24 protein-coding genes are annotated in these 25657 nt (G+C 71.6%); 21 read left to right on the top strand and 3 right to left on the bottom strand.

What is annotated here, in order from left to right; all coding sequences use genetic code 11:
* Positions 1–77 precede the first annotated feature (77 nt).
* On the top strand, positions 78–1436 hold the full coding sequence (glmM, locus tag CP978_RS20280; protein ID WP_043443071.1) for a phosphoglucosamine mutase: 1359 nt from the start codon (positions 78–80) through the stop codon (positions 1434–1436).
* A 54-nt stretch (positions 1437–1490) separates the two neighbouring features.
* On the opposite strand, the gene coaA is transcribed toward glmM, so the two are convergent.
* A complete protein-coding gene (gene coaA, locus CP978_RS20285; protein WP_052454203.1) occupies positions 1491–2459 on the bottom strand; it encodes a type I pantothenate kinase in 969 nt (322 codons plus the stop codon).
* Between the two features lie 268 nt (positions 2460–2727).
* Here coaA and CP978_RS20290 point away from each other — a divergent pair, with 268 nt between their 5' ends.
* The 8 genes from CP978_RS20290 (at position 2728) to tsaE (ending at position 11439) form a co-directional block, all read left to right on the top strand.
* Positions 2728–3516: a hypothetical protein gene (locus tag CP978_RS20290; protein WP_043443075.1), complete on the top strand. Its 789-nt coding sequence runs from the start codon at positions 2728–2730 to the stop codon at positions 3514–3516.
* 113 nt (positions 3517–3629) lie between these two features.
* On the top strand, positions 3630–5477 hold the full coding sequence (glmS, locus tag CP978_RS20295; RefSeq protein WP_043443077.1) for a glutamine--fructose-6-phosphate transaminase (isomerizing): 1848 nt from the start codon (positions 3630–3632) through the stop codon (positions 5475–5477).
* 339 nt (positions 5478–5816) lie between these two features.
* Positions 5817–6203 (top strand): hypothetical protein, encoded by a 387-nt coding sequence (locus CP978_RS20300; protein WP_052454204.1) that lies wholly within the window; start codon positions 5817–5819, stop codon positions 6201–6203.
* Between the two features lie 51 nt (positions 6204–6254).
* Complete coding sequence (locus CP978_RS20305) at positions 6255–6626, top strand: holo-ACP synthase (protein WP_043443079.1); 372 nt, start codon at positions 6255–6257, stop codon at positions 6624–6626.
* A 71-nt stretch (positions 6627–6697) separates the two neighbouring features.
* Positions 6698–8167: an NAD(P)H-hydrate dehydratase gene (locus CP978_RS20310; RefSeq protein WP_079162225.1), complete on the top strand. Its 1470-nt coding sequence runs from the start codon at positions 6698–6700 to the stop codon at positions 8165–8167.
* 207 nt (positions 8168–8374) lie between these two features.
* Positions 8375–9538, top strand: a complete 1164-nt coding sequence (gene alr, locus CP978_RS20315; protein WP_043443082.1) for an alanine racemase — start codon at positions 8375–8377, stop codon at positions 9536–9538.
* A gap of 68 nt (positions 9539–9606) precedes the next feature.
* Complete coding sequence (locus tag CP978_RS20320) at positions 9607–10827, top strand: alpha/beta fold hydrolase (RefSeq protein WP_043443084.1); 1221 nt, start codon at positions 9607–9609, stop codon at positions 10825–10827.
* Between the two features lie 87 nt (positions 10828–10914).
* Positions 10915–11439, top strand: coding sequence for a tRNA (adenosine(37)-N6)-threonylcarbamoyltransferase complex ATPase subunit type 1 TsaE (tsaE, locus tag CP978_RS20325; protein ID WP_043443086.1), 525 nt, complete (start codon positions 10915–10917; stop codon positions 11437–11439).
* A 530-nt stretch (positions 11440–11969) separates the two neighbouring features.
* Here the strand turns inward: tsaE and CP978_RS20335 are convergent.
* Entirely contained in the window at positions 11970–12521 is a 552-nt protein-coding gene (locus CP978_RS20335) for a hypothetical protein (RefSeq protein WP_043443088.1), read from the bottom strand.
* 182 nt (positions 12522–12703) lie between these two features.
* Between CP978_RS20335 and tsaB the strand changes: the two genes are divergently transcribed.
* The 8 genes from tsaB to CP978_RS20375 all read left to right on the top strand — a co-directional run bounded on the left by tsaB (position 12704) and on the right by CP978_RS20375 (position 19913).
* Positions 12704–13357, top strand: coding sequence for a tRNA (adenosine(37)-N6)-threonylcarbamoyltransferase complex dimerization subunit type 1 TsaB (gene tsaB, locus CP978_RS20340; protein WP_043443090.1), 654 nt, complete (start codon positions 12704–12706; stop codon positions 13355–13357).
* Complete coding sequence (gene rimI / locus CP978_RS20345) at positions 13354–13887, top strand: ribosomal protein S18-alanine N-acetyltransferase (RefSeq protein ID WP_043443092.1); 534 nt, start codon at positions 13354–13356, stop codon at positions 13885–13887. The genes tsaB and rimI overlap by 4 nt, the downstream gene beginning before the upstream one ends.
* Entirely contained in the window at positions 13880–15043 is a 1164-nt protein-coding gene (gene tsaD / locus CP978_RS20350) for a tRNA (adenosine(37)-N6)-threonylcarbamoyltransferase complex transferase subunit TsaD (RefSeq protein ID WP_043443094.1), read from the top strand. Before rimI ends, tsaD begins: the two co-directional genes overlap by 8 nt.
* A complete protein-coding gene (locus tag CP978_RS20355; RefSeq protein ID WP_043443096.1) occupies positions 15040–15297 on the top strand; it encodes a hypothetical protein in 258 nt (85 codons plus the stop codon). The genes tsaD and CP978_RS20355 overlap by 4 nt, the downstream gene beginning before the upstream one ends.
* A gap of 135 nt (positions 15298–15432) precedes the next feature.
* The gene (locus CP978_RS20360) at positions 15433–16494 is read left to right on the top strand and encodes a LacI family DNA-binding transcriptional regulator (RefSeq protein WP_043449058.1); all 1062 of its coding nucleotides are present in this window, start codon (positions 15433–15435) and stop codon (positions 16492–16494) included.
* Positions 16495–16606: 112 nt separating this feature from the next.
* Positions 16607–17977: a glycoside hydrolase family 10 protein gene (locus CP978_RS20365; RefSeq protein ID WP_079162227.1), complete on the top strand. Its 1371-nt coding sequence runs from the start codon at positions 16607–16609 to the stop codon at positions 17975–17977.
* A gap of 233 nt (positions 17978–18210) precedes the next feature.
* Entirely contained in the window at positions 18211–18567 is a 357-nt protein-coding gene (locus tag CP978_RS20370) for a YciI family protein (RefSeq protein ID WP_043443098.1), read from the top strand.
* A 44-nt stretch (positions 18568–18611) separates the two neighbouring features.
* A complete protein-coding gene (locus CP978_RS20375; protein WP_052454205.1) occupies positions 18612–19913 on the top strand; it encodes an RNA polymerase sigma factor in 1302 nt (433 codons plus the stop codon).
* Here CP978_RS20375 and CP978_RS20380 read toward each other — a convergent pair.
* A complete protein-coding gene (locus CP978_RS20380; RefSeq protein WP_043443100.1) occupies positions 19910–21118 on the bottom strand; it encodes a class I SAM-dependent methyltransferase in 1209 nt (402 codons plus the stop codon). The genes CP978_RS20375 and CP978_RS20380 overlap by 4 nt on opposite strands.
* Positions 21119–21493: 375 nt before the next feature.
* On the opposite strand from CP978_RS20380, the gene CP978_RS20385 reads away from it, so the two are divergent.
* The 4 genes from CP978_RS20385 (at position 21494) to groL (ending at position 25560) form a co-directional block, all read left to right on the top strand.
* Entirely contained in the window at positions 21494–22381 is an 888-nt protein-coding gene (locus CP978_RS20385) for a polysaccharide deacetylase family protein (protein WP_052454599.1), read from the top strand.
* Complete coding sequence (locus tag CP978_RS20390; protein ID WP_174498654.1) at positions 22378–23172, top strand: polysaccharide deacetylase family protein; 795 nt, start codon at positions 22378–22380, stop codon at positions 23170–23172. Before CP978_RS20385 ends, CP978_RS20390 begins: the two co-directional genes overlap by 4 nt.
* A gap of 306 nt (positions 23173–23478) precedes the next feature.
* The gene (gene groES, locus CP978_RS20395; RefSeq protein ID WP_043443103.1) at positions 23479–23787 is read left to right on the top strand and encodes a co-chaperone GroES; all 309 of its coding nucleotides are present in this window, start codon (positions 23479–23481) and stop codon (positions 23785–23787) included.
* A gap of 147 nt (positions 23788–23934) precedes the next feature.
* Complete coding sequence (gene groL / locus CP978_RS20400; protein ID WP_043443105.1) at positions 23935–25560, top strand: chaperonin GroEL; 1626 nt, start codon at positions 23935–23937, stop codon at positions 25558–25560.
* Positions 25561–25657: the final 97 nt, after the last annotated feature.

Consider the following 25657-nt stretch of genomic DNA (forward strand, 5'->3'; position numbering starts at 1 on the left):
AGGGATGTACGTACTCCGTCCCTGGCCGGACACTCGGCATGGGCCGTACAACGCAGCAAGGTTCGGAGGACACCACAGTGGGACGACTCTTCGGCACGGACGGCGTGCGCGGTGTCGCCAACGCGGATTTGACGGCCGAGATGGCGCTCGGTCTCTCCGTGGCGGCGGCTCACGTACTCGCCGAGGCGGGCACGTTCGAGGGCCACCGGCCCACGGCGGTGGTCGGACGGGACCCGCGAGCGTCCGGAGAGTTCCTGGAGGCGGCCATGGTCGCCGGACTGGCCAGCGCCGGCGTGAACGTGCTGCGCGTCGGTGTGGTGCCCACCCCGGCCGTCGCACATCTGACGGGCGCGCTCGGCGCGGACCTCGGTGTGATGCTCTCCGCCAGCCACAACGCCATGCCGGACAACGGCATCAAGTTCTTCGCCCGGGGCGGTCACAAGCTGGCCGACGAGCTCGAGGACAAGATCGAGGCCGTCTACGCGGAGCACCGCACCGGCGCCCCCTGGGACCGGCCCACCGGAGCCGGGGTCGGCCGGGTGACCTCGTACGACGAGGGCTTCGAGCGGTATGTCGACCACCTTCTGGAGGTCCTGCCGAACCGGCTCGACGGGCTCAAGGTCGTCCTCGACGAGGCGCACGGTGCCGCCTCCCGGGTCTCCCCCGAGGCGTTCACCCGGGCGGGCGCGGAGATCATCACGATCGGCGCGGAGCCGGACGGGCTCAACATCAACGACGGCTGCGGGTCCACCCATCTGGACCAGCTGAAGGCCGCCGTGGTCGAACACGGCGCCGACCTGGGCATCGCGCACGACGGTGACGCCGACCGCTGCCTCGCCGTGGACCACATGGGCGAGGAGGTGGACGGCGACCAGATCCTGGCCGTGCTCGCGCTGGCGATGCGGGAGCGTTCCGTGCTGCGCTCCGACACCGTTGTCGCCACCGTGATGTCCAATCTGGGCTTCAAGCTGGCGATGGAGCGCGAGGGCATCGCTCTGGTGCAGACCGGGGTCGGTGACCGCTATGTGCTGGAGGAGATGAAGGACAAGGGCTATGCGCTCGGCGGCGAGCAGTCCGGCCATGTGATCATCCTCGACCACGCCACCACCGGTGACGGCACGCTGACCGGCTTGCTGCTGGCGGCCCGGGTGGCGCAGACCGGCCGTACGCTGAGGGACCTCGCCTCCGTGATGGAGCGGCTTCCGCAGGTCCTGGTGAACGTCCCGGACGTCGACAAGTCCAAGGTCGCCACCTCCGCCGAACTGGCTGCCGCGGTCACCGAGGCCGAGGACGAACTGGGGTCGGCCGGACGGGTGCTGCTGCGTCCCTCGGGCACGGAGCCGCTGGTGCGGGTCATGGTCGAGGCCGCGGACATCGACCAGGCGCAGGCCGTCGCGGGCCGGCTCGCGGACGCGGTGAAGTCGGCGCTCGGCTGATCGCCGCGCCCCGGTGCCGCCGCCCCTGATGCGGCGCGGCGGCATCGGGGGCCGTCACAGCTTGCGCAGGCCCAGCCGTTGCACCTTGTGGTCCGGTCCCTTGCGCAGCACCAGGGTGGCGCGGCCGCGGGTCGGCGCCACATTCTCCAGCAGGTTCGGGCGGTTGATGGTCCGCCATGTCGTGCGGGCGTAGTCGAGCGCCTCCTCCTCCGAGACCTGGGTGTACTTGCGGAAGTACGACGAGGGGTCCTGGAACGCGGTCTGACGGAGTTTCTTGAACCGTTCGAGGTACCAGCGTTCGATGTCCTCGGGCCGCGCGTCGACATACACGCTGAAGTCGAAGTAGTCCGCGAGACCCATCCTGGTGCGGCCGTCCTTGCCGGGAAGGGCGGGCTGGAGCACGTTCAGACCCTCGACGATCAGGATGTCGGGGCGCCGCACGGTGAGTCTGCGCCCGGGCACGATGTCGTAGATCAGATGCGAGTAGACGGGGGCCGTCACCTCGTCCTTGCCGGCCTTGATGTCGGCGACGAAACGGGTCAGGGCGCGGCGGTCGTACGACTCGGGGAAGCCTTTCCGCGACATCAGCCCGCGGGCCTCCAGCTCCTTGGTGGGGAGCAGGAAGCCGTCCGTGGTCACCAGTTCCACGCGCGGGTGTTCGGGCCAGCGCGAGAGCAGGGCCTTGAGCAGTCGGGACACGGTCGACTTGCCGACCGCCACGGAACCGGCCACCCCTATGACGAACGGGGTGCCGGACTGGGAGCCCTGCTCGCCGAGGAAGGTGTTCAGGGCGCTTCGGAGGCCGTCGGTGGCCCCCACATAGAGATTCAGCAGCCGGGACAGCGGCAGATAGATGTCCCGCACCTCGTCGAGGTCGATGACATCGCCCAGACCGCGTAGCTTCTCGACCTCCTCGGCTGTCAGGGGCAGCGGCGTCTTGTCGCGCAGCGCGCTCCACTCGGCACGGGTGAGATCGACATAGGGAGTCGCCTCCGGTCGGGACCGGTGGGCGCTCCGGGGCATCGAGGAGACCGGAGAGATCACAGTCCATTGTGAACGGAGCCTGAACGCGGTGCGGGGTGGGGTGGGTCACGTGGACGGCTGAGCCTGCGCGAACGGGTGGGCCGGTGAGGAAGATCACATCGATGTCACGGTCGGGTACCGGCCGGTAAATTCATGATCATCTGTGGGTCGGCTGTGCGTAAAGTGTGCGTAAAGCAGGCGCTGCCGCCGTGCAGACCTCCGCGCGGGTTCGAAGAGGCGCGGGTCCGAAAGAAAAGAGTGTTCTTCCGTGAGTTCCCTCGTGGTCCGTCGTACCGCCCTCGCCGCGTCCACCGCCGCTCTGGTCCTGCTCGCCACCGCCTGTGGTGGTTCGTCCGACAGCGCGGACGAGAAGGCCGGCGACACCGGGGCCACGCAGGCCGACAAGACCCCCTCCGCCGCCCCTGCCAAGGCGCTGACCGCCGCCGAGCTGGAGAAGGCCGCGCTCGTCCAGGCGGACGTCAAGCACGGAAAGGTCGCCACCAAGGTTCCGGCGGTGGACGACATCGCGCAGGACAAGGTGAAGGCCGACGACGAGGCCTGCGCACCGCTCGCGCACCTCCAGGCCGGCAGCTATGTGGGCAAGCCCGCGGCCACGGCGAAGCGGTCCTGGCTGGACGATGTGAAGCGGCCCGCGAAGAACGCCAGCACCGAGGAGGCCCTGCTGATCGGCATCGACCGGGCCAAGGTCATCGAGACGCTCGCCTCCTACGACGACGGCGGCGCCGAGCAGGTGATGAAGGACCTCAAGACGGCCGCCGAGAAGTGCGCGGGCGGCTTCGCCTACACCGCGGCGGGCACCAAGACCAAGATGGCCAAGGTGGAGACGACTCAGGCGCCCGAGGGTGCCGACGAGGCGTTCGCGGTGACGCAGACCCTGAACGCCGACGACGTCAAGGCGCCGACCAAGGGCGTCGTCGTCCGCAAGGGCGCCACCCTGGTCTACTTCACCTCCGCCAACCTCGCGTCGGCCGCCACGGGCAAGGACTACGACTTCCCGGCCGAGCTGGTCGAGGCGCAGCTCGCCAAGCTCGGCTGAGCCGTCCGGCTGATCCGGTGTGTCCCACCGGGGCTTCCTGCCCCGGTGGGAATTTCCGATTTCGGGCACGTTCCGGGAGGTCGGGACGGCTGGTGGACCGTAGGCTGCCGCTCATGTGCGGAATCGTGGGATATGTGGGGCCGCAGCCGGCTCTCGATGTGGTCGTGGCGGGACTGAAGCGGCTGGAGTACCGGGGTTACGACTCGGCGGGTGTCGCCGTGCTCGCGGACGGGGGACTGGCCGCCGCCAAGAAGGCCGGGAAGCTGGTCAATCTGGAGAAGGAGCTGGTCGACCGGCCGCTGCCGACCGGCGCCACGGGCATCGGGCACACCCGGTGGGCCACCCACGGTGCTCCCAACGACGCCAACGCCCACCCGCACCTGGACAACTCGGGGTGTGTCGCCGTGGTCCACAACGGGATCATCGAGAACTTCGCCCTGCTGCGGGCCGAGCTGGAGGAACGCGGTCATGCGCTCTCCTCCGAGACGGACACCGAGGTCGTGGCGCATCTGCTCGCCGAGGAGTACTCCGCGACGGCGGACCTCGGGGAGGCGATGCGGCTGGTGTGCCGGCGGCTGGAGGGCGCGTTCACCCTGGTCGCGGTGCACGCCGACGAGCCGGAGGTGGTGGTGGGCGCGCGCCGCAACTCCCCGCTGGTGGTGGGTGTCGGGGAGGGTGAGGCCTTTCTGGCCTCCGATGTGTCGGCGTTCATCGCCCATACGCGCTCGGCGATCGAGCTGGGCCAGGACCAGGTGGTGGAGCTGCGCCGGGACGGGGTGACGGTCACCGGCTTCGACGGCCGGCCCGCCGAGGTGCGGTCGTTCCACATCGACTGGGACGCCTCGGCCGCCGAGAAGGGCGGCTACGACTACTTCATGCTCAAGGAGATCGCCGAACAGCCCAGGGCGGTCGCCGACACGCTGCTCGGCCGGATCGACGCGTCCGGTTCGCTGCGCCTGGACGAGCTGCGGATCTCGGCCGCCGAGCTGCGCGAGGTCGACAAGGTCGTGATCGTGGCGTGCGGGACGGCCTTCCATGCCGGGATGATCGCCAAGTACGCCATCGAGCACTGGACGCGGATCCCCTGCGAGGTGGAGCTGGCCAGCGAGTTCCGCTACCGGGACCCGATCCTCGACCCGCGCACGCTGGTCATCGCCATCTCCCAGTCCGGCGAGACCATGGACACGCTGATGGCGGTCCGGCACGCCCGTGAGCAGGGCTCCAAGGTGCTGGCGATCTGCAACACCAACGGCTCGACGATCCCGCGCGAGTCGGACGCCGTGCTGTACACGCATGCGGGCCCGGAGGTCGCGGTGGCCTCCACCAAGGCGTTTCTGACCCAGCTCGTCGCCTGCTATCTGGTGGCCCTGTATCTGGGCCAGGCGCGCGGCACCAAGTGGGGTGACGAGATCCGGGCCGTCATCCGCGATCTGTCGCAGATCTCCCGCGAGGTGGGACGGGTCCTCAGGACCATGGAGCCGGTACGGGAGCTCGCCCGCTCCCTCGCGGACAAGGACACGGTGCTGTTCCTGGGACGGCACGTCGGCTATCCGGTGGCCCTCGAAGGCGCCCTCAAGCTCAAGGAACTGGCGTATATGCACGCCGAGGGCTTCGCGGCGGGCGAGCTGAAGCACGGGCCGATCGCGCTGATCGAGGAGGACCTGCCGGTCGTGGTGGTGGTGCCCTCGCCGCGTGGACGCTCGGTCCTGTACGACAAGATCGTCTCCAATATCCAGGAGATCCGGGCCCGGGGCGCGCGCACCATTGTGATCGCGGAGGAGGGCGACACCGCGGTGGAGCCGTACGCCGACCATCTGATCCGCATCCCGGCCACCCCCACCCTGCTCCAGCCACTCGTCGCGACCGTCCCGCTCCAGGTCTTCGCCTGCGAACTGGCGACCGCCCGGGGCAACGAGGTGGACCAGCCCCGCAACCTGGCCAAGTCCGTCACCGTGGAGTGACCTCCGGCCCCGCAGCCCCGGCCGGGAAGGGAGCGCCCCTGGCCGGGGGCGGGAGGGGACGGCGGTGGTGCAGCCTTCCAGGGGCGCCAGCTGATCGCAGCAGACCAAACGTTTTTCCGCCGCTCGAAAGGGTGAACGCATCCGGATCACCCGGACGGCCGTCCCGTGTGGACGCGGTGCTGAAGGTGGAACCGTCCGAGGGGAACGGCTTCCTGCTCGCCATCGAGGCCCACCCTTCGAATGCCGCGTCGGCCCCTGGAAGACACAGGTCACTCGCCCCTTCGTCCTCGGACCGGACACCATCGCACGGATCACATACTGGAACTGCTGGCCCGCGGAATGCGGTCGTTCGACAAGCACACGGCCAAGTACTGGTCGGAATTGGTGGAGATCGGCCTGGAGGACATTCCGGCCCGCGAGACGTGGAGAGAGCTGGAGAAGATGGTCATCACTTATTTCCCGGGCAGGGGCACCGTCTTCGAGGAGGCGTATCTGGACGGCAAGGCCGAAGGGGAGGCCGCGGGAAAGGCCAAGGGAAAGGCCCAGGGGGTTCTGCGGGTACTGGAAGTGCGGGGGCTGCTTCTCTCCGATGACATGCGCGAGCGCATCACCTCCTGCACCGATCTGGACCGCCTCGACGACTGGCTCGACCGGGCCGGCACGGTGGGGTTGGTGGAGGAGCTGTTCGGTGAAGCGCCGGGGAGTTCCGGGGGCGGGGTGGAGTGAGCGGCTTCGGGTGACGTCGAGGGGTGGGGGTCGGATCGTAGGGTGCCTCGTATGAGCATCATCGGGGTTGGTATCGACGTGGCTGAGATCGAGCGGTTCGCCGCCTCGTTGAGCCGTACGCCTGCGCTGGCCGAACGTCTCTTTCTGCACCAGGAGTTGTTGCTGCCGAACGGGGAGCGGCGGGGTATCGCCTCGTTGGCCGCGCGGTTCGCCGCCAAGGAGGCGGTGGCCAAGGCGCTGGGCGCGCCGGGCGGGCTGCACTGGACCGATGCCGAGGTCTATGTCGAGGACAGCGGACAGCCACGGCTGCGGGTGACGGGCACGGTCGCGGCCCGCGCCGCCGAACTGGGCGTGCGGTCCTGGCATGTGTCGCTCAGCCATGACGCGGGCGTGGCCTCGGCGGTCGTCGTGGCGGAGGGGTAGGCCAGGGCCGGTCCGGCCGGTGTGCCGTGGCCCGAAGGCGGTCCGCGCCCGCGTGCGGGAGACTCGGCGGTATGCGTACTGCGTACAGCGTGAAGACGGTGAGGGCGGCCGAGCGCGCGCTCATGGCGCGGCTTCCGGAGGGGGCGCTGATGCAGCGCGCCGCCGCCGGACTGGCGGCGGCCTGCGCGGACTTGCTGGGCCGGGTGTACGGCAGCCGGATCGTGCTGCTGGTCGGCAGCGGCGACAACGGCGGCGACACCCTGTACGCGGGGGCACGGCTGGCCCGGCGCGGAGCCGGGGTCACGGCGGTGCTGCTCGCGCCCGAACACACCCATCAAGGCGGTCTCGCGGCCCTGCGGAGGGCCGGCGGTACGGTGGCGCCGAGCCGTCAGAAGGACGGCATCCCCGCGTTCCTCGCCGCCGCGGAGGAGGGGATCCGGCGGGCCGACCTGGTGGTCGACGGGATCGTCGGGATCGGCGGCAAGGGCGGGCTCCGGCCGGACGCCGCACCGCTGGCCGCGCTCGCCGAGGAGTCGCGGGCGGTCGTCGTCGCCGTCGATCTGCCGAGCGGGGTCGAGGCCGACAGCGGCGAGGTGCGGGGCGCGGCCGTACGGGCCGATCTGACCGTGACCTTCGGTACCCACAAGCCGGCGCTGCTCGTGGATCCGGCGCGGGAGTACGCCGGTTCGGTGCGCCTGGTCGAGATCGGTCTTGACCTGCCCGAGGAGGCCGAACTGGAGGCGCTGCAGCACGCGGACGTGGCGGCGCTGCTGCCCGCGCCGACCGCCGAGAGCGACAAGTACCGGCGGGGCGTGGTCGGGGTCGCGGCCGGGTCCGCGCGCTACCCCGGGGCGGCCGTGCTCGCGGTGTCGGGCGCGCTGCGGGGCGGGGCCGGGGCCGTGCGGTATGTGGGGCCCGCGGGGCAGGCGGTGATCGCCCGCTACCCGGAGACCCTGGTCTCCGACCGGGGCCCCGCGAAGGCCGGGCAGGTGCAGGCCTGGGTGGTGGGACCGGGCGCCGGGGACGACGCGGCGACCGTGGCGGAGGTCCTGGAGGCGGACGTCCCCGTGCTCGTCGACGCGGACGGGCTGCGGCTGGCCGACCGGGACGTTGTACGCGCCCGCACGGCACCCACCCTGATGACCCCGCACGCCGGGGAGGCCGCCGCACTGCTCGGGGTGGCGCGCGAGGAGGTCGAGGGCTCCCGGCTCGCGGCGGTACGGGAACTGGCGGCGCGTTACGGGGCGACCGTGCTGCTCAAGGGGTCCACCACACTGGTGGCGGACCCGGAGGGCGGCCCCGTGCGGGTGAACGCCACCGGCACCCCCTGGCTCGCCACCGCCGGAAGCGGGGATGTGCTCTCCGGGCTGACCGGCTCGTTGCTCGCGGCGGGTCTCTCGCCCCGGGACGCCGGGAGCGTGGGCGCCTATCTGCACGGCCTGGCCGGTCGGTACGCGGCGGACGGGGCCCCGGCGGGCGCCCATGACGTGGCGGACGCGATCCCGGAGGCATGGCGGGACGTGCGGGACCTACGGGACTGAACGGGCGGGGAAGAGCGGGCGCGCGTCGCCTCCCGAGCGGTTTCGGCCACCGGATGCGGCGTCCCACCGGCCGTCGGCCGCGGTCGTGTTCAGGAGGGAAGGGGTAAAACCGTTCCCGCCGCAGCCGGTGCGCGGGGGAGTGTCCGCGAGCCCGCTCGCGGCACCGGCGCCGGGGAGGGCGGATGCCCTCTGAGAGACTGGGGCGCGATGACAAGTTCTCAGACGGCACCCCTGCGTGCTCGCGCCGAAATCGATCTGGCGGCCCTGCGGGCGAACGTCCGTACCCTGCGCGCCCTGACGCCCGGCGCCGCCGTGATGGCCGTGGTCAAGGCCGACGCCTACGGCCACGGCGCGGTACCGTGCGCCCGCGCCGCCCTCGAAGCCGGCGCCCGTTGGCTCGGCACCGCCACCCCCGAGGAGGCCTTCGCCCTGCGTGAGGCCGGGCTCCCGGGGCGCGTCCTGTGCTGGCTCTGGACCCCCGGCGGCCCCTGGCGCCGGGCGATCGAGTCGGACGTCGATGTGTCCGTCGGCGGCATGTGGGCTCTCGAGGAGGTGCGCGAGGCGGCCGGCGCCGCGGGCGCGCCCGCCCGGGTCCACCTCAAGGCCGACACCGGACTCGGCCGCAGCGGCTGCCAGCCCGCCGACTGGCCGGAACTCGTCGCCGAGGCGCTGCGCGCCCAGGCGGACGGCCTGATCACCGTCGTCGGCCTGTGGTCGCACTTCGCCTGCGCCGACGAACCGGGCCACCCCTCCGTCCAGGCCCAGCTGAGCCGCTTCCGCGAGATGGTGGCGTACGCCGAGGAGCAGGGCGTACGGCCCGAGGTGCGCCATATCGCCAACTCGCCCGCCACGCTCACCCTGCCCGAGGCCCACTTCGACCTCGTCCGCACCGGTATCGCGATGTACGGGCTCTCGCCCAGCCCCGAACTCGGCACCCCCGCCGACCTCGGACTGCGCCCGGTGATGACGCTGAAGGCCTCGCTCGCCCTGGTGAAGCAGGTCCCCGGCGGCCATGGCGTCAGCTACGGGCACCTGTACACCACCCCCGGCGGCACCACCCTCGGCCTGGTCCCCGTCGGCTACGCGGACGGCATCCCGCGCCATGCCTCCGGTGCCGGACCGGTCCTGGTCGACGGAAAGCTGCGCACCGTCGCGGGCCGGGTCGCCATGGACCAGTTCGTGGTGGACCTGGGCGGCGACGAGCCCGCCCCCGGCACGGAGGCGGTCCTCTTCGGCCCCGGTGACCTCGGCGAGCCCACCGCCGAGGACTGGGCCCAGGCGGCCGGAACCATCGCTTACGAAATCGTGACCCGGATCGGATCCCGAGTGCCCCGCGTCTACGTGAAGGTGAATCCGGAACAGGACGTGTAGCCCGCCCGGGTGAATCTGGGCAGGGTACGTCAGGACGAGCGGAGCCCCCGGCGAGGAGGAAGCGGGACGTGAGCGAGAGCAGCGCCGAGGCCGTGGAGGCCGTGACCGGCGCCACCGTCTCCGCGACCGGGAACTGGCGCATGGCCGGCCTCGTCGCCGGTGCCGCCATCGGCGTGGTCGCGGCGGGCGCCGCCGCCGGGGTCGCCATAGAGCGGATGACGGTCGGCCGCAGTGTGCGCCGCAAGGCCCGGCTCGCCCTCGACTCGTCGGGGCCGTACGGCTCCCTGCACGGCACTCCGGGCAAGACCCGAGCCGACGACGGCACCGAGCTGTACTACGAGGTCGACGACATCGAGCCGGAGAGCGGCGCCGCCTCGCGCCGCCGCCGGCTGTTCGGACGCAGGACGCCGGCCCCGGTCACCGTCGTCTTCAGCCATGGCTACTGCCTCAACCAGGACTCCTGGCACTTCCAGCGGGCCGCGCTGCGCGGTGTCGTCCGCACCGTGCACTGGGACCAGCGCAGCCATGGCCGCTCCGGGCGCGGGCTCGCCCAGGCGGACGGCGTCCCGCTCTCCATCGACCAGCTCGGCCGGGACCTCAAGGCCGTGATCGACGCTGCCGCGCCCGAGGGGCCCCTGGTGCTCGTCGGCCACTCGATGGGCGGTATGACGATCATGGCCCTCGCCGACCAGTTCCCGGAGCTGATCCTCGACCGGGTCGTCGGCGTGGCCCTCGTCGGCACCTCGTCCGGGCGGCTCGGCGAGGTCAACTTCGGGCTGCCCCTTGCGGGCGTCAACGCCGTGCGGCGCATCCTGCCCGGTGTGCTCAAGGCGCTGGGGCAGCAGGCCGAGCTGGTGGAGAAGGGGCGCAGGGCGACCGCCGATCTGTTCGCGGGGATCATCAAGCGGTACTCGTTCGCCGGCCGGGACATCGATCCGGCCGTCGTCCGGTTCGCCGAACGAATGATCGAGGGCACCCCGATCGACGTGGTCGCCGAGTTCTATCCGGCGTTCGCCGACCACGACAAGACCGGGGCCCTGGAGCGCTTCGCCGGCCTGCCGGTGCTGGTGCTGGCGGGGGTGCAGGACCTGGTCACGCCGAGCGAGCACAGCGAGGCCATCGCCGGTCTGCTGCCGGAGGCCGAACTGGTGCTCGTACCGGACGCCGGGCACCTGGTGATGCTGGAGCACCCCGAGGTCGTCACGGACCGCCTCGCCGATCTGCTCGCCCGCACCGGGACGGTGCCGAGCACGACTACCGTGGGTGGCTGTGACACCGCCCTCTCCTGAGGGAGTCGGCCGCCGGCCCGCGGCTGCGGTCGGCCCGACCGGCCCCCGCGCGGGGCGTGACCGATGCCCTACCGCAAGTGAGTGACGATGGAAGAACTCGCAACACCGCAGACCCCGGCGCCGGAAGGCGTCACCGCCCGGCTGACCGTCACCTCCCCCGAACAGATGCAGGAGCTCGGGCGCCGACTCGCCGCGCTGCTGCGCGCCGGCGACCTCGTGATGCTCAACGGCGAGCTGGGCGCGGGCAAGACCACGTTGACCCGGGGCCTCGGCGAAGGGCTCGGGGTGCGGGGCGCGGTCACCTCGCCGACCTTTGTGATCGCCCGGGTGCACCCGTCCCTCGGGGACGGCCCCCCGCTGGTCCATGTGGACGCCTATCGCCTGGGCGGCGGCCTCGACGAGATGGAGGACCTCGACCTCGACGTCTCGCTGCCGGAGTCCGTGGTGGTCGTGGAGTGGGGCGAGGGCAAGGTCGAGGACCTGACGGACGACCGGCTCCAGGTGGTCATCCACCGCGCCGTCGGGGACACCACGGACGAGGTCCGGCACGTCACCGTCACGGGCCTCGGCCGGCGCTGGGCGGCACTGGACCCGGGCCTGCTCTCGGTCTGATCCCGGGCCCTCTTCGCGCCGTCGCGCGGGAGGGGCCGGAGCACGCCGCGTCAACCACCGGACAGGGCGTTGGTACCTTCGGCCGATCGTTCCGACAAGTCGTCGGCAAAGTGTTGCGTCGCTGGTGCCGGGCGTGGTCACATGGATGTCGGTCAGTGGTTAGGTCTACCTAACCACGCCGCCCCCGCGACACCAGGAGGCGTCCATGCCGGCTTCAGAACGAGACGAGTCGCCGCCGCGCCCGCCGGCCGGGACGGCCGGAGTGTCGATGCGGGAACTGCTGGCGTCGTGCGCCGCGGCCAAGGCGGTCTCGACCCCGCCCGGGGATCCCGCGCCCCGGATGCCGCGAGCGGTCCGGCCGGCCGAGCAACACGGCAGGGCGGCGTAGCGGCCCGAGGAACGCCACAGGCACCGGGAAAGACTGCGAAGAACGGTCCCGGGAACGCGAAGAACGGCCTCGGGACCGTGAAGAGCGGCAGGAACCGCAGAGCGGTGCTACCGGCCTCGTACGGCCGTGTTCCCCGCTGCGGCTACCCGACGACGACGATCTTCTGGTCGGACGTCGCGAACTCCCACAGCGCGGTGCCGTCCTCGCGGCTCTCCCGGATCCCGCCCAGCTTCATGGAGGGGTCGGGCGTGGGCATCGAGCCGTCGGTCGCCGCGCTGAAACCGATCACCGCCGGGGTGGTCGTGAACAGCACGACGTGCTCGACCGGCGTACCGTCCGAACCGGTCCCGAGGGGGTTGCGGGAGGTCACGTCGTACGTCCCCGGCTGCGGGTCCACCGTCCCCGGTACGACCTCGAAGGTGCGCTGGACCTTGTCGTCCGCACCCACCAGCCACACCCGGTCCTTGGCGAGCGAGTACACCACCCGTTCCCCCGTGCCGGAGCCGAGGGGCAGCGCGTTCGGGTCCTTCTTGGGCCGCGGCGGCTTGTCGGCCGTGGCGGACGGCGACGGCTTCACCTGCGGCTTCCCCAGGTCGTCCGGCGCGTTCGCCGACGCCTGGTAGGCGAGGAATCCGACCGCGGCGATCGCTGCCACGGTGAGCCCGGCCACGAATCCCGAGCTGCTCCTAGCCACCCTGTGCCCACCTCTCGCCCCCGCACGCGGAAGCACTCGTCACCCGGATCCGACTCGTACGACACGGCCTGTCGTCCACTTGTCCGCCGATGGTGTCGTACGTCTTCGCTGTGACGGTAGCAGCAGGCGTGGGCCGGGCCGGGGCGGCCGTGTGCCGAGCGCGGGCGCCGTACGCTGTTTGCGTGCTCTTGCTCGCTCTGGATACCGCAACCCCCGCCGTCACCGTCGCCCTGCACGACGGCGATTCCGTCGTCGCCTCGTCGAGCCAGGTGGACGCGCGCCGGCACGGGGAACTTCTGCTGCCCGCCGTCGACCGGGTCCTCGCCGAGTCGGACACCCGGCTCGACGCCGTCACCGGCATCGTCGTGGGTGTGGGCCCCGGCCCCTACACCGGGCTGCGCGTGGGACTGATGACCGCCGACACGTTCGGGCTCGCGCTCGGTGTGCCGGTGCACGGTGTGTGCACCCTCGACGGCCTCGCCTACGCCTCCGACCTCACCGTCCCGTTCGTGGTGGCCACGGACGCGCGCCGCAAGGAGGTCTACTGGGCGCGGTACGACGACTCCCGCACCCGGGCCACCGAGCCCGCCGTGGACCGGCCCGCCGACATCGCGGAGGCGGTCGAGGGCCTGCCCGCCGTGGGAGCCGGGGCGCTGCTCTACCCGGACACCTTCCCCCGGGCGCGCGAGCCCGAGCATGTCTCGGCGGCCGCGCTCGCCTCGCTGGCGGCGGAGAAGCTGAGGGCGGGCGAGGAACTGGCCGCCCCGCGTCCGCTGTATCTGCGCCGGCCCGATGCGCAGGTGCCCAAGAACTACAAGGTGGTCACCCCGAAGTGACGGCGCCACTGACGCCCGCGCTGCGCGAGATGCGCTGGTGGGACATCGATTCCGTACTGGACCTCGAGAAGGACCTCTTCCCCGAGGACGCCTGGTCCCGGGGCATGTTCTGGTCCGAGCTGGCGCACTCCCGCGGCCCGGGGGCGACCCGTCGGTATGTCGTCGCCGTGGAGCGCGAGCGGGTCGTCGGATACGCCGGGCTGGCCGCTCAGGGGGACCTGGGTGACGTCCAGACCATCGCCGTCGCCCGCGAGCAGTGGGGCACCGGACTCGGTGGACGGCTGCTCACCGAGCTGCTGCGGGCGGCGACCGCGTTCGAATGCGCCGAGGTGATGCTCGAATGCCGGGTCGACAATGTGCGCGCCCGGAAGCTGTACGAGCGCTTCGGCTTCGAGCCCATCGGGTTCAGACGCGGCTACTACCAGCCGGGAAACGTGGACGCCCTGGTGATGCGGCTGACCACGGCAGCGCCCGACAGCGGTTCCGCTGCGGGCTCCACCTCAGTGCAAGGAACCGAGAACAATGGCTGACGAACCACTGGTGCTGGGGATCGAGACCTCCTGCGACGAGACCGGCGTCGGCATCGTGCGCGGCACCACCCTCCTCGCGGACGCCGTCGCCTCCAGCGTCGAGGAGCACGCGCGCTTCGGCGGGGTGGTCCCGGAGGTCGCCTCCCGGGCGCACCTCGAGGCGATGGTGCCGACGATCGAACGGGCGCTGAAGGAAGCAGGGGTGAGCGCGCGGGACCTGGACGGCATCGCGGTCACCGCCGGGCCGGGCCTCGCGGGCGCGCTGCTGGTCGGCGTCTCGGCGGCGAAGGCGTACGCCTATGCGCTCGGCAAGCCGATGTACGGCGTCAACCACCTTGCCTCCCACATCTGCGTGGACCAGCTGGAGCACGGCGCGCTGCCGGAGCCGACGATGGCGCTGCTGGTGAGCGGCGGCCACTCCTCCCTCCTGCTGTCCACGGACATCACCGCGGACGTACGGCCGATGGGCGCGACCATCGACGACGCGGCGGGCGAGGCCTTCGACAAGATCGCGCGGGTGCTGAACCTCGGCTTCCCGGGCGGCCCGGTCATCGACCGCTATGCGCGCGAGGGCGACCCGGGGGCGATCGCCTTCCCGCGCGGTCTGACGGGTCCGCGGGACCCCGCGTACGACTTCTCCTTCTCCGGTCTGAAGACGGCCGTGGCCCGCTGGATCGAGGCCAGGCGCGCGGCGGGGGAGGAGGTGCCGGTGCGCGATGTGGCGGCCTCCTTCCAGGAGGCGGTGGTGGACGTGCTGACCCGCAAGGCGGTACGGGCCTGCAAGGACGAGGGCGTCGACCATCTGATGATCGGCGGCGGTGTGGCCGCGAACTCCCGGCTGCGCGCACTGGCGCAGGAGCGCTGCGAGGCGGCCGGGATCCGGCTGCGGGTGCCCCGCCCCAAGCTGTGCACGGACAACGGCGCGATGGTCGCGGCGCTGGGCGCGGAGATGGTCGCCCGGGGGCGCGCCGCATCGGACTGGGACCTGTCGGCGGACTCCTCGCTGCCGGTGACGGACCCGCATGTGCCGGGCCGGCCGCACGCCCATGACGAGGACCGGGGGCACGGCGGCGCCCACGCCCCGGCGCACGCCCACGGCCACTCCCACTCCCATGACCACGTGCATGAGATCAGCAAGGAGAACCTGTACTCGTGACGGTCGCGCTGATGTGGGAGGCCCGGGCGGCCGCTGGGCGGGGCGAGGAACTGCTGTCCTGGGCGCGGGCCCACGAGCTGACGCCCGCGCCCCTGCGCCGTGAGACCTTCCGGGCGCCCGAGGACCGCGTTCTGGTCATCACCTGGTGGGACGCGGACCACCGTGCTGAACTTCCCGAACTCCCGGACCCCGTGGCTGAATTGGTCTGCCGGCCGGTCCACCGCTGGCGCTTCGAACAGGTGGCCGAGGACTGAACTCCCGGTCAGGTCCCGTGAGTTCCACGGCATGAGGTCCGTGTGGCCGCCGGTGCGGGGCTCGCGGGCATCGCCCTCACTGTCGTCGAATGTTTCGGGTGGTGCGGCGAATGTTCCCGGCATACCATCCCGCTCATGACTCCCCCCAAGACCGCCGGAACGAACGCGAACCCCCAGCCCGCGACACGGTCCTCGGGGACCGCCACGCTCGCCGAGATCGCCCGCGAGGCGGGGGTGTCGGCGCCGACCGTGTCCAAGGTCCTCAACGGCCGTGCCGATGTCGCCCCGGCGACCCGCACCCGTGTCGAGGAACTGCTGCGCGCCTACGGCTACCGGCGGCGGCGGGCCGAGGCGACCCGTTCGCCCCTGATCGACCTGGTCTTCCACGAACTGGAGAGCTCCTGGGCGATGGAGGTCATCCGCGGCGTGGAGAACGTGGCGTGCGACGAGGGGCTGAGCGTGGTGCTCTCCCAGAGCGCGGGCAGGCTCACCCCCGGCCGGACCTGGGCCGACCAGGTCGCCGCCCGCCGCCCGCACGGGGTGATTCTCGTGCTGTCCGGCCTCGACGAGTCCCAGCGGGCCCTGCTGACCAGCCGCTCCATCCCGTTCGTGGTCCTGGACCCGGCGGGCGACCCGGGTGACGACGTGCCGTCGATCGGCGCCACGAACTGGCACGGCGGACTGGCCGCGACCCGGCATCTGATCGAACTGGGGCACACCCGGATCGGTGCGATCAGCGGTCCCACCCGGATGATGTGCAGCCGGGCGCGGCTCGACGGCTACCGGGCGGCGCTGGAGACGGCGGGCCTGCCGGCCGACCCGCAGCTCATCGGCAGCGGGGACTTCCACCATGAGGCCGGCTACCGGATCGGCCTCGATCTGCTGCGCCGGCCCGACCGGCCGACGGCGGTCTTCGCGGGCAACGACCTCCAGGCGCTGGGTGTCTACGAGGCCGCGCGCGAGCTGGGGCTGCGGATTCCGGAGGACCTGAGCGTGGTCGGCTTCGACGATCTGCCGGTGGCCCACTGGGTCGGACCGCCGCTGACGACCGTACGGCAGCCGCTGATGGAGATGGCGGAGGCGGCGGCCCGGCTGGTGCTCGACCTGGGGCGTTCGTCGAGCGCCACGGTGGCGACCCGGGTGGAGCTGGCGACCAGTCTGGTGGTGCGGAGCAGCACCGGGGCGCCTCCCGCGTGACATACGGGGCGATCTTGGCCGGAAGTTGAGGTATTGACGGGTGGGCCGACTCCCTCCACACTCCTCCGAAGTCAATCGGTTACATAATCGAAACTTTCGGAGGCCCCCCGTCATGAGAACCTCCAGAACCCCCTTGCGGACCCGGCTCATCGCCCTGTTCGCCGGTACCGCGGCGGTCGGTGCTCTGCTGGCCGCCGGTACGACCACCGCCCATGCCGCCGACGCGCCCCTGCGCGACCTCGCCGCCGCCAAGGGCAAGGTCGTCGGCACCGCGGTCTCCGGCGGCAAGCTCAACGGCACCTACGCCGACATCGCGTCCGGCCAGTTCAGCTCCGTCACCCCGGACAACGCCATGAAGTGGGGCTCGGTCGAGCCCTCCCGCGGCTCGTACAACTGGGCGGAGGCCGACCAGATCGTCGCCTTCGCGCAAGCGCACAACCAGCAGGTCCGCGGCCACACCCTGGTCTGGCACAGCCAGAACCCGAACTGGCTGACCAACGGCTCCTGGACCGCGGCCCAGCTGCGCACCGTGCTCCAGGACCACATCACCACCGAGGTCACCCGCTACAAGGGCAAGCTGGCGGCCTGGGACGTGGTGAACGAGGCGTTCAACGAGGACGGCACCTACCGCTCGACGATCTGGTACGACAACCTCGGCTCCGACTACATCGCCCAGGCCCTCACCACGGCCCGCGCCGCCGACCCGAGCGCCAAGCTGTACATCAACGACTACAACGTCGAGGGCGTGAACGCGAAGAGCACCGCCCTGTACAACCTGGTCAAGTCGCTCAAGGACCGGGGGGTCCCGATCGACGGGGTCGGGCTCCAGGCGCACCTGATCCTCGGGCAGGTGCCGACCGACATCCAGAAGAACATCCAGCGCTTCGCCGACCTGGGCGTGGATGTGGCGATCACCGAGCTGGACATCCGTATGCAGCTCCCCTACACGGACGCCAAGGGGGCGCAGCAGAAGGCCGACTACAAGAACGTGGCGTCCGCGTGCGCGGCGGTCACACGCTGCGTCAGCCTCACCGTCTGGGGCTTCACCGACTCGGACTCCTGGGTGCCGGACGTCTTCAGCGGGTACGGGGCGGCGACGCCGTACAACGAGAGTTTCGCGCCGAAGCCCGCGTACTACGGCATCGCGGAGGCGTTCGGTGGATCCGGGGGGACGACGCCGCCGCCGTCCGACGGCTGCAAGGCGGTGTACAGCGTCACCAGCGAGTGGAACGACGGCTTCACGGGCCAGGTGACGATCAACTGTTCGGGCGCTTCGCTCAGCTCCTGGAAGGCGAAGTGGACCTTCGGGGCCGGCCAGCGGATCACCCAGGCCTGGAACGCCGACTGCACCCAGTCCGGCGCGGCCGTGACCTGCTCGAACGCCTCCTGGAACGGGACGGTTCCGAACGGCGGCTCGGTGACCTTCGGGTTCAACGCCTCCTGGAGCGGAAGCAACCCCCTGCCCTCGGTGACCCTGGGCTGAGTGCTTGGCAAGGGGAACGTGGGACCGCCGGAGCGACGGCTCTCGGACTCACGTTCCCCTCAGGGCCCTCCCTCAAGGCTTTTCGCAGGAGCGTGTCAGCCCTGTGACCTGCGGGAACGGATCCAGAGAAAAAATCTCGAAGAAAATCCCCGAGGTGTGTCGATCCGCGCGGTCCCCGTTCGACGCTGGGGTGAGAGGCCGGGAAGAGCCCGGCCGCCCAGCAAGGAGCCACCATGCCGCGTTATCTGTCGCTCGTGCGCATCGACGAGACCACCGCCCCCGCCGAGGGCCCCAGCCCCGAGCTGATGCAGCGGATGGGGGAGCTGATCGAGGAGATCACCAAGGCGGGGGTCATGCTCGACACCGCCGGCCTCACCCCGTCCGCGCAGGGCACCCGGGTGAGCCGTCAGGGCGGGAAGATCTCCGTCACCGACGGGCCGTTCACCGAGTCCAAGGAAGTCATCGGCGGCTATGCCCTCATGCAGTGCAAGGACATGGCCGAGGCGGTCGAGTGGGCCAAGCGGTTCGTGAACGTGCACGAGGACTACTGGGGGATCACCTGCGAGGTGCGGCAGATCGCCGAGGGGTGAGATCGGCTTGGCGTCCGTTCGCCGGAGGTGTTGAGTGGTGGGCTGTGGAACAGCAGCCCACCGCCGCCCCGGCCCCCGACGGCGCCACGGGCGCCATCGAGGCCGTCTTCCGGATCGAGTCCGCCCGCATCATCGCCGGTGTCGCCCGGATCGTGCGGGACGTCGGCATCGCCGAGGAGCTCGCTCAGGACGCGCTGGTCGCCGCGCTGGAGCAGTGGCCCCGCGACGGCGTGCCCGACAACCCCGGCGCCTGGCTCATGACCGCCGCCAGGCACCGCGCGATCGACCTGGTACGCCGCCGGGAGCGGTATGCGCGCAAGCTGGCGGAGGTCGGGCGGGACCTGGAGGCGGCGCCGCCCCACCTCGACGATCCGGCCGACCCCGACGACATCGACGACGACCTGCTGCGGCTCGTCTTCACCGCCTGCCATCCCGTTCTGTCCGCCGAGTCCCGGATCGCGCTCACCCTCCGACTGCTCGGCGGGCTGACCACGGCCGAGATCGCCCGCGCGTTCCTGGTGCCCGAGGCCACCGTGGCCCAGCGCATCGTGCGGGCGAAACGGACGCTCGCGACGAAGGGTGTCGCCTTCGAGGTGCCGTACGGACCCGAGCGGGAGGCCCGGCTCGGGTCCGTGCTGGACGTCATCTATCTGGTGTTCAACGAGGGGTACGCGGCCACCGCCGGGGACGACCTGCTGCGCCCCGCGCTGTGCGAGGACGCGCTCCGGCTCGCCCGTGTGCTGGCCGAGCTGATGCCCGAGGAGCCCGAGGTGCACGGACTGGCCTCGCTGCTCGAGTTCCAGGCGTCGCGGACGGCCGCCCGCACCGGCCCCTCGGGCGAGCCCGTCCTGCTCGGCGAACAGAACCGGGCCCGCTGGAACCGAATGCTCATCGCCCGCGGCGTCACCGCCCTGGGGCGCGCCGATGCGGCCGCCACCGTTCTGGGCCCGTACGCCCTCCAGGCCGCGATCGCGGCTTGTCACGCGCATGCGCACACCTACGAGGAGACGGACTGGGCGCGCATCGCCACCCTGTACGGTCTGCTGGCCGCCCGGTCACCGTCCCCGGTCGTCGAGCTGAACCGGGCGGTCGCCGTCTCGATGGCGGAGGGCCCCGGCCCGGCCCTGGAGATCGTGGACCGGCTGGCCGCCGAACCCGCTCTGCGCGACTACCACCTGCTGCCCAGCGTCCGCGGTGACCTGCTGTCCCGACTGGGGCGCACGGCCGAGGCCCGCGCCGAGTTCGAGCGCGCCGCCCGGCTCGCCCGCAATGCTCGCGAACGGGAGCTGCTGCGGGCACGGGCGGAGGAACACCGGGCGACCGGACCTTCCGGAGGAGGTCGTTAGGCCCTGTCCGACGGATGCCCCAGCAGCATCGTCGGCGCTCCCGCCACCCGGGTCAGGAAGACGGTCACCGCGTTCGGACCGTACGGCTTGGGCAGCACCTTGCGGCGCAGTTCATCCGGTTCGACCGCCGAGCCCCGCTTCTTCACGGTCAGGACCCCGACCTCCCGCTCGCGCAGCAGCGCCTTCAGCCTCTTCACATGGAAGGGGAGCCGGTCGGTGATCTCGTACGCGGTGGCGTGGGGGCAGTCGCGGCGTTCGTCCGCCGTCACATAGGCGATCGTCTCGTCGATGAGCCCGCCGTCCAGCTCCTCGGCCACCTCCGCCACCAGATGCGCGCGGATGACGGCGCCGTCGGGTTCATAGAGATAGCGGCCGACCGGGCGCACCGGCGGATCGGGCAGGCCCCGGCCGCGCAGCACCCGGGGGCCGGGCAGCAGGGTGGCCCGTACGAGACCCGGTTCCGTGCCGAACCACAGCACCGCCTCCTTGACGTCCCCGCCGTCCGAGATCCACTCGGCCTCGGCCTCGTCGGGCACCGCCTCGTGCGGAATGCCCGGAGCGACCTTCAGCGCGGCGTGCGGGGCCCGGCGCGCCGTGGCCACGGCCCAGGACAGCGGGGGCGAGTAGGCCTCCGGGTCGAAGATCCGCCCGCTCCCTCCTCGCGCGCCACCCCCCGGCCGGCCGCCCCGGCGTGCCGGATCGACGAAGACGGCGTCGTACGCCGAGACGTCCACCTCCGTGACGTCCGCCTCGCGCACCTCGATCAGTGCCGACAGGCCCAGCTCCTCGGCGTTGGCGCGCGCCGCCGCAACCGTCAGCGGATCGCGGTCCACGGCCAGGACCCGGATGCCGGCCCGGGCCAGCGCCAGGGCGTCCCCGCCGATGCCGCAGCACAGATCGGCGACGGAGGTCACGCCCAGGGCCTGCATCCGTTCGGCACGGTGGGTCGCGACGGCGGTCCTGGTGGACTGTTCGACGCCGTTCGGGGTGAAGAACATCCGCCGGGCGTCCTCGGCGCCGAACTTCGCCGCCGCCCGCTCGCGCAGCCGCGCCTGGGTGAGGGCCGCCGAGACCAGCTCGGCGGGGTGCTCGCGGCGCAGCCGGGTCGCGACGGCCAGCTCCTGTGCCGGAGCGGTGCCACGCACCTCGTCGAGGAGGGCGCGGCCCTCGGGGGTGAGCAGAGAGGCGAAGGAGAGGTCGTTCACCCGGTCATTGTCGGCCAGTCGGTGGACGGCGTGCGCCCGGCCGCAGTGTCGGCCCGCCCGGCCCCTCGACGGCTGAAAGGATCCGGCGCCATGCGGCTGGTACGACAAGATGACGAAAAGTATCCGTCGTGGGTGCGGCGCGCACGGTGCGGCACAGGGCGGGCCGCACGTCCGGGCGCAGGGCGTTCACGCGTGCGGGCTTCACGACTGGGGCGTCCGGGGCAGCCACGGGTGCGGTCCGCACACCCGGGACGCAGGAACGTGCAGGGTGCAAACGTGCAGGGTGCAGGTGTGCGGGTGGTGCGTGTACGGGTTGCCGGTGTCGGGAGTGCGTGTCTGCGGGGTGTGCCCGCACGGGGCGCCCGCCCGGGTGGTGTGCGCCGTTTCCGGCCGGCGGTCGCGGCGGGCGCGGCCCTGACCCTGCTCGTCGTCACCGCCCTCGCGACCGGCTGCACCGCCGGGGAGCACGACAGGCACGGCCCGGGGTTGCTGAACGCCCCGGAGGCGCGCGCCCTCGACGCCTATGCCACCCGGCTGGGCGCCCGGTACGCCGAGCGCGCGGTGGCCGCAAAACGCTGGGCCCTGGGCCGGGTGCCGCCGGTGCCGCCCTCGGCCCCGGCGCGCAAGCCGCCGATCACCTTCCGCAAGGGGTTCGAGGTGGAGGGCGGCAAGGATCTGCCGCCGGTCTTCACCACCGTCCCCACCAGGAACAAGATCGTCTTTCTCACCGTCGACGAGGGCACCGAGAAGGATCCGGAGTTCCTCCGGATGATGAGCGAACTGAAGGTCCCCTACTCGGCGTTCCTCAGCGACGACCTGATCAACGACGACTACGACTACTTCCGGAGGATGCGCGATCTCGGCGTCACGCTGAACAACGACACCCTGCACACCCCCTATCTGCCCGGAATGCCGTACGAGGAGCAGCGGCAGGAGATCTGCGGCATGCAGGACGTGATGGCCCGGGAGTTCGGCAGGCGCCCGACGCTCTTCCGGCCGCCGAACGGCGTCTACGACGCGGACACCCTGCGCGCCGCGAAATCCTGCGGCATCAGATACGCGCCGATCTGGAACGAGGAGGTCTTCGCCGACCACTGGGAGTACCGCGAGTGGGACCACCGGCTGCATCCCGGTGACATCGTCCTGGCCCACCTCCGGGGCGGGCCGGACGGGCAGGGCACCACGACCGACGCGATCCGCCGGTTCCTGGACCGGGCCACGGACGAGGGCTACGCGGTGGCCCGCCTGGAGGACTACCTGTGAGGACATCACGCCTTCTGACGGTGCTCGCCGGTCTGCTCACCGTCGCACTCCTGTCCGGCTGCGCCCAGTCCGTCGACCCCATCGAACGGCTGGGCAAGAAGGCGGCACAGAAGGTGCACCGGCCGAGGGGGCGGCTGGACCGGACCTTTCGCCGCTGGGGCCTCGCCGCACCGCTCGCGCCCGCACCCCGCCCCGCCCGGCCCCTCGGCGGTGCGGCCGGAACGGCGTCCGCGGGGCCGCCCCTGGTCCTCGACCGGGTCCCCACCTCCGACAAGGTCGTCTTCCTGACCTACGACGAGGGCGTGGAGAACGACCCCCGGTTCATCGACATGGTCCGTGAACTGCGGCTGCCGGTGAGCGTGTTCCTCATGGAGCGTGCCGTTCTGCCGGGGTCCCCGGGGGTGGCGCGCCTGCGGGCGGCCGGCGCGGCCATCGAGAACCGCACTCTGGACGGCGCCGTGCTGCGCGGCCGTCCGTACCCGGCTCAGCGCGCCGAGATCTGCGGCCGGCGGGACCGGCGGGAGCGTCCGACATCCCGTCTGCTCCGGCCGCCGTACGGCATGTACGACCGCACGACGCTGCGCGCGGCGGGTGACTGCGGTGTCAGGGCCCTGATCCTGTGGCGCCCGGCGGCGGGACGGTTCTGGAGGGGGTCCCTCCGCCCCGGCGACATCATCCGCCCCCATGAGGCGGGCCGTTCGTCGGCGTCGCAGGCCGAGGAGACCGCCCATGTCCTGCGCCGCATCCAGGCGCGAGGGTTCACGGTGGCACGCCTGGAGGACTACCTGTAGCGAGGGCGGTGATCCCGGTGTGGCACGGGGCCCGGGAACCGGCGGCGCCCGGTCGAACAGCCCGCCGAGCGGTCGCCGAACCCGGGCGCGGATCGCCCCCGGACAGCCGCGGTTTCGGCGCCGCGCCGCCGACGATTGGCACTCCGCTTGACCGAGTGCTAATCCCGGTCATAGTCTCGGCTCTGGCACTCACCACCGGAGAGTGCCAATACAGCGACGGGCAGGTCCGGCACCCGCGACGACGGATCGACCTGGTCGCCACCTCAGACAGTTAACCCCGAGATCTCCGAAGGGGGAGGTCGGATCGTGACGACCGCCAGCTCCAAGGTTGCCATCAAGCCGCTTGAGGACCGCATTGTGGTCCAGCCGCTGGACGCCGAGCAGACCACGGCCTCTGGCCTGGTCATCCCGGACACCGCGAAGGAGAAGCCCCAGGAGGGCGTCGTCCTCGCGGTGGGCCCGGGCCGCGTCGAGGACGGCAAGCGCGTCGAGCTCGACGTCAAGGTCGGTGACGTCGTGCTCTACAGCAAGTACGGCGGCACCGAGGTGAAGTACAACAACGAGGAGTACCTCGTTCTCTCGGCTCGCGACGTGCTCGCGATCATCGAGAAGTAATTCACCGAAGCAGACCGCTTCTGGCTGCGCCCCTGGCACCCCGACAGATGATCAGCCGGGCGCCGGGGGCGCGGTTCGTTTTTCACCGCGATGTGCGGCCGTTCCGGGAGGGCGGCCGAGATCGCAACGAGAGGACTGAAACGCTCCATGGCGAAGATCCTGAAGTTCGACGAGGACGCCCGTCGCGCCCTTGAACGCGGCGTCAACAAGCTTGCCGACACGGTGAAGGTGACGATCGGCCCCAAGGGCCGCAATGTCGTCATCGACAAGAAGTTCGGCGCTCCCACCATCACCAACGACGGTGTCACCATCGCCCGTGAGGTCGAGGTCGACGACCCGTACGAGAACCTCGGCGCCCAGCTGGTGAAGGAGGTGGCGACCAAGACCAACGACATCGCGGGTGACGGTACGACCACCGCCACCGTGCTCGCCCAGGCGCTCGTCCGCGAGGGCCTGAGGAACGTCGCCGCGGGTGCCTCCCCGGCCGCCCTGAAGAAGGGCATCGACGCCGCGGTCAAGGCCGTCTCCGACGACCTGCTGGCCACCGCGCGCCCGATCGAGGAGAAGTCCGACATCGCGGCCGTCGCCGCGCTGTCCGCCCAGGACCAGCAGGTCGGCGAGCTGATCGCCGAGGCGATGGACAAGGTCGGCAAGGACGGTGTCATCACCGTCGAGGAGTCCAACACCTTCGGTCTGGAGCTGGACTTCACCGAGGGCATGGCCTTCGACAAGGGCTACCTGTCGCCGTACTTCGTGACGGACCAGGAGCGCATGGAGGCCGTCCTCGACGACCCGTACATCCTCATCCACCAGGGCAAGATCGCCGGCATCGCGGACCTGCTGCCGCTGCTGGAGAAGGTCATCCAGGCCGGCTCCTCCAAGCCGCTGCTGATCATCGCCGAGGACGTCGAGGGCGAGGCCCTGTCCACCCTCGTGGTGAACAAGATCCGCGGCACCTTCAACGCCGTCGCGGTGAAGGCCCCCGGCTTCGGCGACCGCCGCAAGGCGATGCTGCAGGACATGGCGGTCCTCACCGGTGGCACGGTCATCTCCGAGGAGGTCGGCCTCAAGCTCGACCAGGTCGGTCTGGACGTGCTGGGCGGCGCCCGCCGCGTGACGGTCACCAAGGACGACACGACCATCGTCGACGGCGGCGGCAAGTCCGAGGACGTCGTCGGCCGCGTGGCGCAGATCAAGGCCGAGATCGAGAACACCGACTCCGACTGGGACCGCGAGAAGCTCCAGGAGCGCCTCGCCAAGCTGGCCGGCGGCGTGTGCGTGATCAAGGTCGGCGCCGCCACCGAGGTGGAGCTGAAGGAGAAGAAGCACCGTCTGGAGGACGCCATCTCCGCGACCCGCGCCGCGGTCGAGGAGGGCATCGTCTCCGGTGGTGGCTCCGCGCTGGTCCACGCCTCCAAGGTGCTGGCCGACGGCCTCGGCAAGCAGGGCGACGAGGCCACCGGTGTCTCCATCGTCCGCCGCGCGGTCGTCGAGCCGCTGCGCTGGATCGCCGAGAACGCCGGCCTGGAGGGCTATGTCATCGCCTCCAAGGTCGCCGAGCTGGAGAAGGGCCAGGGCTACAACGCCGCCACCGGCGAGTACGGCGACCTGCTCAAGGCCGGCGTCATCGACCCGGTCAAGGTCACCCGCTCCGCCCTGGAGAACGCCGCCTCCATCGCCTCCCTCCTGCTGACGACCGAGACCCTGGTCGTCGAGAAGAAGGAAGAGGAAGAGCCGGCCGCGGCGGGCCACAGCCACGGTCACGCCCACTGACCACCGGTCTGAACTGAGCCGAGCAACGGTGCCCGGTGCCCCAAGGGGGCACCGGGCACCACGCGTTCCGGACGCCCCCGGGCGTCTGCCGGGACGC

It is taken from the genome of Streptomyces nodosus, from assembly GCF_008704995.1.
Taxonomy (GTDB): Bacteria; Actinomycetota; Actinomycetes; order Streptomycetales; family Streptomycetaceae; genus Streptomyces; species Streptomyces nodosus.

What these genes read in the sequence shown, in the direction of transcription:
- coaA (WP_052454203.1), bottom strand. Translation starts at nt 2,459, where the DNA reads ATGCCCCGGAGCGCCCACCGGTCCCGACCGGAGGCGACTCCCTATGTC.
- glmS (WP_043443077.1), top strand. Translation starts at nt 3,630, where the DNA reads ATGTGCGGAATCGTGGGATATGTGGGGCCGCAGCCGGCTCTCGATGTG.
- CP978_RS20300 (WP_052454204.1), top strand. Translation starts at nt 5,817, where the DNA reads ATGCGGTCGTTCGACAAGCACACGGCCAAGTACTGGTCGGAATTGGTG.
- CP978_RS20305 (WP_043443079.1), top strand. Translation starts at nt 6,255, where the DNA reads ATGAGCATCATCGGGGTTGGTATCGACGTGGCTGAGATCGAGCGGTTC.
- CP978_RS20310 (WP_079162225.1), top strand. Translation starts at nt 6,698, where the DNA reads ATGCGTACTGCGTACAGCGTGAAGACGGTGAGGGCGGCCGAGCGCGCG.
- alr (WP_043443082.1), top strand. Translation starts at nt 8,375, where the DNA reads ATGACAAGTTCTCAGACGGCACCCCTGCGTGCTCGCGCCGAAATCGAT.
- tsaE (WP_043443086.1), top strand. Translation starts at nt 10,915, where the DNA reads ATGGAAGAACTCGCAACACCGCAGACCCCGGCGCCGGAAGGCGTCACC.
- tsaD (WP_043443094.1), top strand. Translation starts at nt 13,880, where the DNA reads ATGGCTGACGAACCACTGGTGCTGGGGATCGAGACCTCCTGCGACGAG.
- CP978_RS20360 (WP_043449058.1), top strand. Translation starts at nt 15,433, where the DNA reads ATGACTCCCCCCAAGACCGCCGGAACGAACGCGAACCCCCAGCCCGCG.
- CP978_RS20365 (WP_079162227.1), top strand. Translation starts at nt 16,607, where the DNA reads ATGAGAACCTCCAGAACCCCCTTGCGGACCCGGCTCATCGCCCTGTTC.
- CP978_RS20370 (WP_043443098.1), top strand. Translation starts at nt 18,211, where the DNA reads ATGCCGCGTTATCTGTCGCTCGTGCGCATCGACGAGACCACCGCCCCC.
- groL (WP_043443105.1), top strand. Translation starts at nt 23,935, where the DNA reads ATGGCGAAGATCCTGAAGTTCGACGAGGACGCCCGTCGCGCCCTTGAA.